General features: G+C 72.9%; 1 protein-coding gene. It reads left to right on the top strand.

Annotated features, from left to right (window positions below):
* Nucleotides 1–14702, top strand: a 14702-nt coding sequence (locus tag ACZ56L_RS35825) for an SDR family NAD(P)-dependent oxidoreductase (RefSeq protein WP_471069456.1), incomplete at both ends; no start/stop codon positions are given.

Below are 14702 nucleotides of genomic sequence, written 5' to 3' on the forward strand. Positions count from 1 at the left end.
GCATACGCGGAGGAGTGCGGGCTGCGTCCGGTGGATGTGGGCCTGTCGACCCTTGGCCGGTCGGTGTTCGCCCACCGGGCCGTGGTGCTCAACGGTGACCGGGTCATTGCAGAGCAGGCGGTCATTGAGGGGCAGGTGCGTGCCGGAAAGACGGCGTTCCTGTTCACGGGCCAGGGGTCGCAACGCCTCGGTATGGGGCGTGAGTTGTATGCACGCTTCCCCGTGTTCGCTGCGGCCTTCGACGCGGTGTGCGCGGAGCTGGATATCCCGGTGCGGGACGTGGTGTGGGGTGAGGACGCGGAGGCGCTGAACCAGACCATGCACGCGCAGGCGGGTCTGTTCGCCGTCGAGGTCGCGCTGTACCGCCTGGTCGAGTCGTGGGGCGTGAAGCCCGACTTCGTGGCCGGTCACTCCATCGGTGAGGTGGCCGCGGCCCATGTGGCCGGAGTGTTCTCGCTGGCCGACGCGTGCACGCTGGTGGCGGCGCGCGGGCGGCTGATGCAGGCGCTGCCGGAGGGCGGCGCGATGCTGGCGGTGCAGGCGGCGGAGGAGGAAGTCCTGCCGCTGCTCGGCGAGTTGACGTCCGTTGCGGCGGTCAACGGCCCGTCGTCCGTGGTCGTGTCCGGCGCGTCGGAGCAAGTGGAGTCCGTACGGGCCCACTTCGAAGCGCAGGGCCGCAGGACGACACGTCTCCGCGTCTCGCACGCGTTCCACTCGCCATTGATGGACCCGATGCTGGACGAGTTCCGTGCGGTGGTCTCGGAGCTGTCCTTCTCCGCTCCGACGATTTCGCTGGTGGCGAGCGACGAGACCGTGTGCGACCCGGAGTACTGGGTGCGCCACGTCCGTGACGCCGTCCGCTTCGCCGACGACATCCGCGCACTCTCCGAAGCGGGCGTCACCCGCTACCTGGAGCTCGGACCCGACAGCGTGCTGTCGGCCATGGGCCAGGAGTCGGCCGAGTCCGACGCGTTGTTCGTCGCCGCTCTGCGCAAGGGACGCGACGAGGAGGAGACGGCTGTACGCGCTGTCGCCGAGCTGTACGTCCAGGGCGTGAACGTGGGCTGGGGCGCCCTGTTCGCCGGGACCGGCGCCACCCGGGTCGAGCTGTCCACGTACGCCTTCCAGCGGCAGCGGTACTGGCCCGCCGGGGCGGTGCTGCGAGCCGGAGACGTGCGGTTCGCGGGGCTCGGCGCGGCGGAGCACCCGATGCTGAGCGCGTTGGTCAGCCTGGCCGACGAGGACGGGACCGTACTGACGGGCCGCCTCTCGCGGCAGACACACCCGTGGCTCGCCGACCACACCGTCAAGGGCGTCGTGCTGGTGCCCGGCACCGGTCTGCTCGAACTCGTTCTGCGGGCCGGGGCGGAGGTCGGCTGTGCGGCGGTGGAGGAGCTGACGCTCGCCGCGCCGCTGGTGCTGCCCGAACAGGGCGGCGTACAGCTTCAGGTACGGGTGTCGGCACCCGAGGAGACCGGCCGGCGCACGGTGGGCGTGTACTCAAGCACCGAAGGAGCCGGTGACGGCGTCTGGGTGCGGCATGCCGCTGGTCTGCTGAGCGCGGATGCCGTGGCTGCGCATGCGGGAGATGCTCTTGGCGATTTCGACGCCAGGGTGTGGCCGCCGGCCGGTGCCGGGGAGGTGCCGGTCGAGGGAGCCTACGAGCGTTTCGCGGAGGCCGGGTTCGGTTACGGTCCGGTGTTCCGAGGGCTGCGTGCGGTGTGGCGGCGTGGTGAGGAGCTGTTCGCCGAGGTCGCGCTGCCCGAAGAGGAGCGGGACGCGGCGGGCCGCTTCGGCCTGCACCCCGCCCTGCTCGACGCCTCCCTGCATGCGGGCTTGTTGGAGGGCGCCGGTGACGACACGGTCGTCCCGTTCGTCTGGAACGACGTGGCATTGCACGCCGTCGGTGCGTCCGAGGTACGGGTACGGCTGACCCGCGTCGGTGACGAGGGGCTCTCGTTGCAGATGGCGGACGTGACGGGGCAGCCCGTGCTGTCCGTGGGCTCGATGCTCAGCCGACTGGTCTCGGCGGAGCAGTTGGGTGTTTCGGGCAGTCCCTTGTTCGGGATCGGCTGGTCGGTTGTTCCGGCGATTCCGTCGGTTCCGGCCACCGGGGGCGTGCCGTGGGTGCGCTGGGAGGAGGTGCCCGCGGAGGGGCCGGTGCCGGGTGTGGTGGTGCTGGACTGTGGCGCTGTCGAGGGGTCGACGGGTGCGGGTGTTCCGTTCGGGGTGCGTGCGGTGTCGTACCGGGTGTTGGAGGCGGTGCGGTCGTGGCTGGCTGAGGAGCGGTTCGCGGCGTCGCGTCTGGTGGTGTTGACGCGTGGTGCGGTGGCGGTGTCGGAGGGTGTCGGGCTGGATGTGGTGCAGGCTCCGGTGTGGGGTCTGGTGCGTGCGGCGGAGGCGGAGAATCCGGGCCGGTTCGTGCTGGTGGACGTGGAGCCCGGGACAGCCGTGGACACGGTTGCGTCCGCGCTGGCGACCGGTGAGCCGGAGTCCGCGGTACGCGCCGGTCAGGTGTGGGCGCCGCGTCTTGTACGGCTGGAGAAGTCCGACGACCAGGCACCCGAATTCGATGTCGACGGTGCTGTGCTGGTGACGGGTGGTACCGGTGGTCTGGGTGCGGTGGTGGCCCGTCGGCTGGTGTCCGAGTACGGGGTGCGGCACCTGGTGCTGACGAGCCGGAGGGGTCTGGCCGCTCCGGGTGCCGAGGAGCTGGTGTCCGAATTGGCGGCGCTGGGTGCGCAGGTCCGTGTCGCCGCGTGTGACGTGTCGGACCGGGACGCGCTCGCGGGCCTGCTCGCCGAGACCGTCACCGAGCGTCCGCTGACCGGCGTCTTCCACGCCGCCGGCATCAGCAGCAACGCCCTCGTCGGGGCGCTGACCGAGGACGACTTCGACGTCGTCCTCGCGCCGAAGGCGGATGCCGCCTGGTACTTGCACGAGTTGACGCGGGGGCACGACCTCGCCGCGTTCGTGATGTTCTCCTCGGCGGGCGGTCTGGTGCTGACCGCCGGGCAGGGCAACTACGCGGCGGCGAACGTCTTCCTGGACGCCCTCGCCGCGCAGCGTGCGGCCGAGGGGCTGCCCGCCACCTCCATGGCCTTCGGCCTGTGGGACGCGGGAGCGGGCATGGGCACGCTCCTCGCCGACGTGGACCGCAAGCGCATGGCCACCCAGGGACTGCCCGTCCTGTCGGCCGGAACCGGCCTCGCGCTCTTCGACGCCGCGCTGCGCTCCGCCCGGCCCGCCGTCGTTCCTCTCGTGGTCGACTCGGCCGCCCTGCGCACCCGTACCGACGAGATACCCGCCCTGCTGCGCGGACTCGCCCCGCGGCGCGCCCGACGCGCGGCCGGCGGCTCCGGAAGTACCGCAGCCGCCTCGTTGGCGCAGCGGCTGTCCGGCCAGTCGGCGGGAGAGCGCCGGCGTACGGTGCTGGGGCTGGTCCGGGACGAGGTGGCGTCGGTGCTCGGGCACGCCTCGGCCGAGGCGGTCGGCGCGGACCGGGCCTTCCAGGAACTGGGCTTCGACTCGCTCGCCGCGACCGAACTGCGCAACCACCTGAACCGGGCCACCGGCCTGCGCCTGTCCGCCACCCTCGCCTTCGACCACCCCAACGCCGAAGCCGTCACCGACCACCTCCTCACCCTCCTCGGCGGAACCGGAACCGGAACCGGCGAGGCCGCTCCGGACGCTGCGGTACGGGACACCGGACAGCGGCGTCCGCTCGACGACGACCCGATCGCGATCGTCGGCATGGCCTGCCGCTACCCGGGCGGGGTGACCTCGCCCGAGGACCTGTGGCGGCTGCTGCTGGACGGCGGCGACACCGTCTCCGACCTCCCCGCCGACCGGGGGTGGAACACGGAGGACCTGTACGACCCGGAGCCCGGCAAGGAGGGCAAGAGCTACACGCGCCGCGGCAGCTTCCTGCACGAGGCCGCGGACTTCGATCCCGGTTTCTTCGGCATCTCCCCCCGCGAGGCCCTCTACATGGACCCGCAGCAGCGACTGCTGCTCGAAACCTCCTGGGAGGTCCTGGAGCGCGCCGGCATCGACCCCAGCACGCTCAAGGGCAGCCGCACGGGCGTCTTCGCCGGTGTGATGTACCACGACTACGCGCTCGGTGCGCACCCCTCCGGCACCAGCGGCGGCAGCGTGGTCTCCGGCCGGGTCTCGTACACGCTGGGTCTGGAGGGCCCGGCCGTCACGGTGGACACCGCGTGTTCCTCCTCCCTGGTGGCGCTGCACCTGGCGGTGCAGTCGCTGCGGGCGGGGGAGTGCACGCTGGCCCTGGCCGGCGGTGCGACCGTCATGTCCACGCCCGGCATGTTCATCGAGTTCAGCCGGCAGCGGGGTCTGTCCGTCGACGGCCGGTGCAAGGCGTTCGGAAGCGGCGCGGACGGGGTCGGCTGGTCCGAGGGCGTGGGCGTGCTGCTCGTCGAGCGGCTGTCCGACGCGCAGCGCAACGGGCACCAGGTCCTGGCCGTGATCCGCGGTTCCGCCGTCAACCAGGACGGTGCCAGCAACGGCTTCGCCGCCCCCAACGGTCCGTCGCAGCAGCGGGTCATCCGTCAGGCCCTGGCTTCCGCCGCTCTCACGGCCGCCGAGGTCGACGCCGTCGAGGCGCACGGCACGGGCACCACGCTCGGCGACCCGATCGAGGCCCAGGCGCTCATCGCGACGTACGGGCAGGACCGGCCGGAGAACCAACCCTTCCTGCTCGGCTCCATCAAGTCGAACATCGGGCACGCGCAGGCCGCCGCCGGTGTCGCAGGCGTGATCAAGATGGTCATGGCGATGCAGGAGGGCGTGCTCCCGCGCACCCTCCACGCGGACGACCCCTCGCCGCACGTGGACTGGACCGAAGGCTCGGTGGAACTGCTCGGCGAAGCGGTCGAGTGGCCGGAGACCGGCCGTCCCCGCCGCGCGGGCGTGTCGGCGTTCGGCATCAGCGGTACCAACGCGCACGTCATCCTGGAGCAGACGGCGGCGGAGACCCCGGCGCAGGCGCCCGGGGCCGCCATGGGACCCGAGCCCGAAGGCACAATGGAACCGGAGCCGGCGAACGGGCCGGATTCCGAGGCCAGTAACGGACCGGAGACCAGCGTCACGAGGGAACCGGAGTCCGATGTCACGAGCAGTCCGGTGGCCCGTACGCTGCCATGGCTGGTGTCCGCCGCGACCCCGGAAGCCCTCCAGGAGCAGGCCGCACGCCTGCTGTCGTACGTCGAGTCCCGGCCGGACCTGGACCTGGTCGCGACGGCCGGCGCCCTGGCGACCACGCGGACGGCGCTGGAACACCGGGCCGCGGTCGTCGGCACCGGACGTGCGGAGCTGGTCGACGGACTGCGCGGACTGACGGCCGGAGAGGGCACACTTCCGAGTGGCGTCCTCATGGCATCCGCCCGAGGGGCCGGAACGAGCGCGTTCCTGTTCTCGGGTCAGGGGTCGCAACGTCTCGGGATGGGGCGTGAGTTGTATGCCCGTTTCCCGGTGTTCGCGTCCGCGTTCGATGCGGTGTGCGCGGAGCTGGACGTTCCGGTGCGGGAGGTGGTGTGGGGTGAGGACGCGGAGGCGCTGAACCAGACGATGTTCGCGCAGGCGGCGTTGTTCGCCGTGGAGGTGGCGCTGTTCCGTCTTGTCGAGTCGTGGGGCGTGAAGCCCGACTTCGTGGCGGGTCATTCCATCGGTGAGGTGGCTGCGGCGCATGTGGCCGGGGTGTTCTCGCTGGCCGACGCGTGCACGTTGGTGGCTGCGCGTGGGCGGTTGATGCAGGCGTTGCCCGAGGGCGGCGCGATGCTGGCCGTGCGGGCGACGGAGGAGGAAGTCCTGCCGCTGCTCGGTGAGTCGGTCTCGGTCGCGGCGGTCAACGGTCCGTCCTCCGTGGTCGTGTCCGGGGCAGAGGGCGAAGTGGAGTCCGTGCGGGCCCACTTCGAGGCGCTCGGCCGTAAGGCGACTCGTCTCCGGGTGTCGCACGGTTTCCACTCGCCGTTGATGGATCCGATGCTGGACGACTTCCGCGCGGTGCTGTCCGGGCTGTCCTTCTCGAAGCCCTCGATCCCCGTCGTGTCCAACCTGACCGGCGACGTCGCCGAGAGCGACCGGCTGTGCGCCCCGGAGTACTGGGTGCGCCACGTCCGCGAGGCGGTCCGCTTCGCCGACGGCATCCGGACCCTCGGCGCCCTCGGCGTGACCCGCTTCCTGGAGATCGGCCCCGACGCCGTGCTCGCCGGAATGGCCGGGGACTGCCTGGACGGCACGACCGCCTCCGCCCTCCCCCTGCTGCGCGCGGGCCGGGACGAGGCCGCCACCCTGGTCGCGGCGCTCGGTGCACTGCACTGCGCCGGGATCGCCGTGGACTGGCGGGAGTTCTTCGGCGCTGTCGCCGACGGCCCGCGGGGCGTCCGGATCGACCTGCCCACGTACGCCTTCCAGCGTCGGCGCTACTGGCTGGACGCCACCCAGGGCACTGCCGATCTGGACTCGGTCGGTGTCGCCTCCGCGGAGCACCCGCTGCTCGGGGCCGCCATGGAGCTGGTCTCGGCCGACGGCTACCTCTTCACGGGACGACTGTCCCTCCGCACGCACCCGTGGCTCGCGGACCACACGGTGATGGGCACGGTCCTGGTGCCCGGCACCGGTCTGCTCGAACTCGTTCTGCGGGCCGGGGCGGAGGTCGGCTGTGCGGCGGTGGAGGAGCTGACGCTCGCCGCGCCGCTGGTGCTGCCCGAGCAGGGCGGCGTACAGGTACAGGTCTGGGTCGGAGAGCCGGACGGCTCCGCCCGCCGTCAGGTCACCGTGCACTCACGGACGGACGAGGAGCAGGACGGGGGCTGGGTGCGGCATGCCGGTGGTGTGCTGAGCGCGGATGCCGTGGGTGCGCAGGCGGGGGATGTTCTCGCCGGTTTCGACGCGGGGATGTGGCCGCCGGCCGGTGCCGAGGAGGTGTCCGTCGAGGGCGCGTACGAGGGCTTCGCCGGGGCCGGGTTCGGTTACGGTCCGGTGTTCCGTGGGCTGCGTGCGGTGTGGCGGCGTGGTGAGGAGTTGTTCGCCGAGGTCGCGCTGCCCGAAGAGGAGCGGGACGCGGCGGGCCGGTTCGGCCTGCATCCCGCCCTGCTCGACGCGGCGATGCACGCGGCGATCCTGACGAGTACGGGAGAGGCCGCCATCCCGTTCGTCTGGAACGACGTGGCGTTGCACGCCGTCGGTGCGTCCGAGGTGCGGGTGCGGCTGACCCGCGTCGGCGAGGACGGCTGGACTCTCGCGCTCGCCGACGTCACCGGAGCGCCGGTGCTCTCGGTCGGCTCAATGGTCAGCCGACCGGTGTCGGCAGAGCAGTTGGGTGGTTCGGGGAGTCCGTTGTTCGGGGTCGGCTGGTCGGTTGTTCCGGCGGTTCCTGGTGCGGGCGAGGTGTCGTGGGTGAGTTGGGAGGAGGTGCCCGCGGAGGGTCCGGTGCCGGGTGTGGTGGTGCTGGACTGCGGTGCCTTCCCTACGGGCCTGGGTGTTCCGTCCGGGGTGCGTGCGGTGTCGTACGGGGTGCTGGATGTGGTGCGGTCGTGGCTGGCTGAGGAGCGGTTCGCGGCGTCGCGTCTGGTGGTGTTGACGCGTGGTGCGGTGGCGGTGTCGGAGGGTGTCGGGCTGGATGTGGTGCAGGCTCCGGTGTGGGGTCTGGTGCGTGCGGCGGAGGCGGAGAATCCGGGCCGGTTCGCGCTGGTGGACGTGGAGCCCGGGGCGGAAGTGGGCACTGTCGTGTCCGCCTTGGCGGTTGGTGAGCCGGAGTCCGCAGTGCGCGGGGACGCGGTGTGGGTGCCGCGCCTCGTCCGGCTGGAGCAGACAACCGATCAAGCTCCTGAATTCGCTTCCGACGGTGCTGTGCTGGTGACGGGTGGTACCGGTGGCCTGGGAGCGGTGGTGGCCCGCCGTTTGGTGTCCGAGTACGGGGTGCGGCACCTGGTGCTGACGAGCCGGAGGGGTTTGGCTGCTCCGGGGGCCGAGGAGCTGGCGGCAGATTTGATCGCGTCGGGTGCGGAGGTCCGTGTCGTCGCGTGTGACGTGTCGGACCGGGACGCGCTCGCGGGCCTGCTCGCCGAGACCGTTTCCGAGCGTCCGCTGACCGGCGTCTTCCACGCCGCCGGCATCGGCGACAGCACCGTCATGGACGCGCTCACCCATGAGCAGGTGGACAGGGTGTACGCGCCCAAGGTCGACGCGGCCTGGCATCTGCACGAGTTGACGCGGGAGTACGACCTCGCCGCGTTCGTGATGTTCTCCTCGGCGGGCGGTCTGGTGCTGACCGCGGGGCAGGGCAACTACGCGGCGGCGAACGTCTTCCTGGACGCCCTCGCCGTACAGCGTGCGGCCGAGGGGCTGCCCGCCACCTCCATGGCCTTCGGCCTGTGGGAGGTCGGCGGCGGGCTCGGCGCGTACCTGCGCGACGTGGACCGCAAGCGGATGGCCACCCAGGGCGTACCGCCGCTGACCCACGAGGCGGGCCTGGCCCTCTTCGACGCGGCCCTGCGGTCCGATCGCGCCGCCGTCGTCCCCGTACGGATCGACACGGCCGCCCTGCGCTCCCGCACGGACGACGTGCCCGCGCTGCTCCGCGGCCTGGCGCCCGTCGTACGGCGGGCGGCGGCGGCCCGCAGCGGTTCGGCGCCGGCCGAGCCGACCCTGCACGACCGGCTGTCCGGCCTGTCGGCGGCGGAGCGTCGGCGTACGGTGCTGCACCTGGTGCGCGCGCAGGTGGCGTCGGTGCTCGGGCACGCCTCGGCCGAGGCGGTCGGCGCGGACCGGGCCTTCCAGGAACTGGGCTTCGACTCGCTCGCCGCGACCGAACTGCGCAACCACCTGAACCGGGTCACCGGCCTGCGCCTGTCCGCCACCCTCGCCTTCGACCACCCCAACGCGGAAGCCGTCACCGACCACCTCCTCACCCTCCTCGGCGGTGCCGTGACCGGCGGCACCCCGGGTGAGGAGGAGGTCCGCGAAGCGCTCCGCACCATTCCGACGAGCCGGCTGCGCGACGCCGGACTGATGCAGAGCCTCCTCGACCTCGCTGAGGTACGGGTCACCCCCGCCGACCTCGCGGAGGAGGAGCAGCCGGAACCGCACGACACGGGCGACGCGGCTGACGGGGACGCGCTGGCGGCGGCCCGCCGCGAGACCGCCCTGCTGCGCGCCGACAACCGCAGGCTCACCGCCGACCGGCACGAGCCCATCGCGATCGTCGGCATGGCCTGCCGGTACCCGGGCGGCGTGACCAGCCCCGAGGACCTGTGGCGGCTCGTCACCTCCGGCGGCGACGCGATCTCCGCGTTCCCCACCGACCGGGGGTGGGACCTGTCGTCCCTGCGCGACCCGCACGGAACGGGACCGGACGCCTACTACACCCGCACCGGCGGCTTCCTCGACGGAGCGGCCGACTTCGACCCGGCCTTCTTCGGCATCTCACCGCGCGAGGCCCTCGCCATGGACCCGCAGCAGCGGATCACCCTGGAACTGGCCTGGGAGGCGCTGGAGCGCGCGGGCATCGACCCGACGACGCTCCGGGGCAGCCGCACCGGCGTGTTCGCCGGCGTGATGTACCACGACTACCCGGGCAGTGACGGAAACGGCAGCGTGGTCTCGGGCCGGGTCTCCTACAAGCTCGGCCTCGAAGGCCCGGCGGTCGCCGTCGACACGGCCTGCTCGTCGTCGCTCGTCGCCCTGCACCTGGCGGTGCAGGCCCTGCGGCAGGGAGAGTGCTCGCTGGCGCTCACCGGTGGCGTCACCGTGATGGCCACGCCGGGCGTGTTCGCGGAGTTCGGCCGTCAGGGCGGGCTCGCCTCCGACGGGCGGTGCAAGTCGTTCGCCTCGGCGGCCGACGGCACCGGATTCGCCGAGGGCGCGGGCTTCCTCGTGGTCGAGCGGCTCTCCGACGCGGTCCGCAACGGGCACCAGGTGCTCGCCGTGATCCGCGGCTCCGCCGTCAACCAGGACGGCGCCTCCAACGGCCTGACCGCACCGAACGGCCCCTCGCAGCGCCGGGTGATCAAGCAGGCCCTCGCCAACGCCCGGCTCGCCGCCGACCAGATCGACGCCGTGGAGGCACACGGCACCGGCACGACGCTCGGCGACCCGATCGAGGCCCAGGCCCTGCTCGCCACGTACGGCCAGGGGCGTCCCGCCGACCGGCCGCTGTGGCTGGGCTCGGTCAAGTCCAACATCGGCCACTCGCAGGCCGCGGCCGGTGTTGCGGGCGTGATCAAGATGGTGATGGCCATGCGCCACCGGGAGCTGCCCGTGACGCTGCACGTGGACGAGCCGAGCCGCGAGGTCGACTGGAGCGCGGGAGGCGTACGGCTGCTCACCGAGGCCCGCGAGTGGTCCGGCGACGACCGGCACACCCGTCGGGCAGGCGTCTCGTCCTTCGGGATCAGCGGCACCAACGCACACGTGATCGTCGAGGAGGCCCCGACGGCCCCGGCCGCCGTCACCGAGCCGTCCTCCCCGGAACCCTCCTCCGAGCCCGCGTCCGCCGAGCCCGCATCCGGCGGGTCCCGCGTCGCGGCCCCCACGGCACTCGTGGTGTCCGCAGCGTCGCCCGAGGCCCTGCGCGCTCAGGCCGGACGCCTGCTGGCACTCGTGGCGGAGTCCGAGGAGACGAGCCCCGCCGACCTGGGCCACTCGCTCGCGACGACCCGGGCGGCACTCGGCCACCGCGCCGCGATCTCCGCGTCGGACCGGAACGAGCTGCTGGCGGGCCTGGAAGCCGTCGTGCGCGGCGAGGCGGCCACAGCCGTCGCGACCACCGCACCGCTGGCATTCCTGTTCTCGGGTCAGGGGTCGCAACGTCTCGGGATGGGGCGTGAGTTGTATGCCCGTTTCCCGGTGTTCGCGTCCGCGTTCGATGCGGTGTGCGCGGAGCTGGACGTCCCGGTGCGGGACGTGATGTGGGGCGAGGATGCGGAGGCGCTGAACCAGACCATGTACGCGCAGGCGGGGCTGTTCGCCGTCGAGGTCGCGCTGTATCGCCTGGTCGAGTCGTGGGGCGTGAAGCCGGACTTCGTGGCGGGTCATTCCATCGGTGAGGTTGCTGCGGCGCATGTGGCCGGGGTGTTCTCGCTGGCCGACGCGTGCACGCTGGTGGCGGCGCGCGGGCGGCTGATGCAGGCGCTGCCGGAGGGCGGCGCCATGCTGGCCGTGCGGGCGACAGAAGAGGAAGTCCTGCCGCTGCTGGGCGAGTTCACGTCCGTCGCGGCGGTCAACGGTCCGTCGTCGGTGGTGGTGTCCGGTGTGTCGGAGCAAGTGGAGTCCGTGCGGGCCCACTTCGAGGCGCTCGGCCGTAAGGCGACTCGTCTCCGGGTCTCGCACGCCTTCCACTCACCGTTGATGGACCCGATGCTGGACGACTTCCGCAGGGTGCTGTCCGGGCTGTCCTTCTCGAAGCCCTCGATCCCCGTCGTGTCCAACCTGACCGGCGACGTCGCCGAGAACGAACGGCTGTGCGCCCCGGAGTACTGGGTGCGCCACGTCCGCGAGGCGGTCCGCTTCGCCGACGGCATCCGGACCCTCGGCGCCCTCGGCGTGACCCGCTTCCTGGAGATCGGCCCCGACGGTGTTCTCACCGCCATGGCCCAGGACTCGGCCCCGGACGCCGCCGCCCTGGTTCCCGCACTGCGTGGAAACGTCCCGGAGGAGTCCGCCGTACGTCAGGCCACGGCCCGGCTGCACGCGCACGGCGTACCGGTCGACTGGCCGGCCTTCTACGCCGGTTCCGGGGCCCGACGCGTCGAACTGCCCACCTACCCCTTCCAGCACCGGCGCTTCTGGCCGACGGTCATGGCGTACGCGGGAAGCGCGGAGTCCGTCGGACTCAGGACAGCTGACCACCCCCTGCTGGCGGGGTCGGTGGAACTGGCGGGCGGCGCGGGCCAGTTGTGCACCGGGCGGCTGTCGGTTCAGTCGCATCCGTGGCTCGCGGACCACGCGGTCATGGGCACGGTACTGGTACCTGGCACCGCACTGGTGGAACTCGCCGTCAGGGCGGGCGACGAGGTCGGCTGCGCGACCCTGGAAGAGCTGACGCTGGCCGCGCCGCTGGTGCTGCCCGCCGAGGGCGGCGTACAGGTGCAGGTCTGGGTGGGCGAGCCGGACGGCTCCGGCCGTCGGCCGGTGAGCGTGCACTCCCGGCCGGACACCGGTGCCGACACCGGATGGACGCGTCACGCCGAGGGCTTCCTCGCCGTGTCCCCCGACGGCGCGCCCGCGTTCGACGCGGCGGTCTGGCCGCCCGCGGGTGCGGAGGCGCTGGACGTGTCCGGGGTGTACGGGCGGTTCGCGGAGGCCGGGTTCGAGTACGGGCCCGCCTTCCAGGGGCTGCGGGCGGCCTGGCGGGTCGACGACGTGGTGTACGCGGAGGTCGCGCTGCCCGAGGACGTGGACGGCGGGGCGTTCGGCCTGCACCCGGCCCTGTTCGACGCGAGCCTGCACGCGGCAGCGGCGGGAGCGGGGGCCGGTGAGGGCGGCGGAGTGCCGTTCGCCTGGTCCGGAGTGTCGCTGTACGCGTCCGGTGCCGCTGCCCTGCGGGTCCGGCTGACTCCGGGGGCCGACGGGGCCCTGGCCGTGGCCCTCGCGGACGGCACGGGAGCGCCCGTCGCCTCCGTACGCTCGCTCACTGTGCGGCCGGTTTCCGCACAGCAGCTGGGTGACGGCGGCACGGCCGTGCATGACGCGCTGTTCACGGTCGAGTGGACGCCGGTCGAGGTTCCCGACATCGGGGCCGCCGTGCCGGACGTGGAACTGGTCCGGCTGGGCTCGGCGACCGACGGCGACACCGACGACGACAATGCCCGGGCCGACCTTGACAGTGCGGCGGACGGCTCGGACTCCGACAGTGCGGCGGACGGCTCGGACGACGCCGCCGGGGTCGTCGGGTCGGTGCACGCCCAGACCGCGCGGGCGCTGGAACTCGTACAGCTCGTGCAGGAGGAGCGCTCCGCGACCGACTCCCCACTGGTCCTCGTGACCCGAGGCGCGGTGTCCGGCGAGAACCTTGCCGCTGCCGCCGCCTGGGGTCTGCTGCGCTCGGCGCAGTCGGAGCAGCCGGGCCGGTTCGTCCTGGTGGACGTGGCGGGGGAGGAGCCCGAGGCGGAGCTGCTGAAGGCCCTGGTCTCCCTGGGCGAGCCCCAGTTGCTCGTCCGTGACGGCCAGGTGCTGGCCGCCAGGCTGGCCCGGGTCGCGGTGCCCGCCACCGCGGCCGCCCCCGCCTGGAACGGCGAGGGCCCGGTCCTGGTCACCGGAGGCACCGGCGCTCTGGGCCGGGCCGTGGCCCGGCACCTGGTCGAGGAACACGGCGTACGCAGCCTGCTGCTCGTCAGCCGGCGCGGCGCGGAAGCGGAGGGTGCCCGGGAACTCCTCGCGGAACTCGCCGAAGCGGGCGCCGACGCGGCCGTGGAGGCGTGCGACCTCACCGACCGGAACGCCGTGGACGGACTGCTGGCCCGCCACCGGGTGCATGCCGTCGTCCACACCGCCGGTGTGCTCGACGACGCGCTGATCGGCTCGCTCACCCCGGAACGGCTGGCCGCCGTGTTGCGCCCCAAGGTGGACGCGGCCTGGAATCTCCACGAGGCGACCAGTGACCAGAACCTCGCCGCCTTCGTCCTGTTCTCCTCCGTGGCGGGCACCTTCGGCAACGCGGGGCAGGCCAACTACGCCGCCGGGAACTCCTTCCTGGACGCCCTCGCACGCCACCGGGACGCCCTCGGGCTCCCCGGAACCTCACTGGCCTGGGGGCCGTGGTCCGGTACGGGCGGCGGCATGACCGGCGCTCTCACCGCGGCCGGCACCGAACGGATGACGCGTGCCGGGATGCCGCCGCTGACACCGGAACAGGCGTTGCCCCTGTTCGACGCCGCGCTGTCGGCCGGGCGGCCGGCGCTGCTGCCGGTCCGCCTGGACCTGGCTGCGATCCGGGCCCAGGGCGAGGTCCCCTCACTGCTGCGCGGCCTGATCCGCAAGCCCGTCCGCCGCACGGCCACCACGGCCGGTGCCTCCACCGGGCTCACCGACCGGCTGGCGGGTCTCGACCCGCAGACACGTCGCGAAGCACTGCTCGACGTCGTACGGACGCAGATCGCGCTCGTGCTCGGACACGCGGGCGTGGCGGAGGTGGATCCCGCCCGGGCCTTCCAGGAACTCGGTTTCGACTCCTTGATGGCAGTCGAGCTGCGCAACCGGCTCGACGCCGCGACCGGCCTGCGGCTGCCCGCCACGCTGGTCTTCGACTACCCGACGGCGGACGCGCTGGTGGGCTTCCTGAACGACGAGCTGTTCGACGAGCCGGCCGGCGGGGCGCTCGCCCACGCAACGGCGGCCGAGCAGTTGCCCGCCGCGCGGAGCGCGACGGACGCGGACGATCCGGTGGTGATCGTGGGCATGGCCTGCCGCTACCCGGGAGGCGTGACCTCGCCGGAGGGGCTGTGGCGGTTGGTCGCCGACGGCGTGGACGCCGTGGGCGGCTTCCCCACCGATCGCGGCTGGGACGTGGAGTCGCTCTACGACCCGGCGCCGGAGAACCTGGGCACCAGCTACACCCGCTCCGGCGGTTTCCTGTCCGACGCCGCCGACTTCGACCCGGATTTCTTCGGGATGAGTCCGCGTGAGGCGCTTGCCACGGACTCTCAGCAGCGGTTGTTGCTGGAGACGACGTGGGAGGCGGT

It is taken from the genome of Streptomyces sp. NPDC039736 (assembly GCF_055596485.1).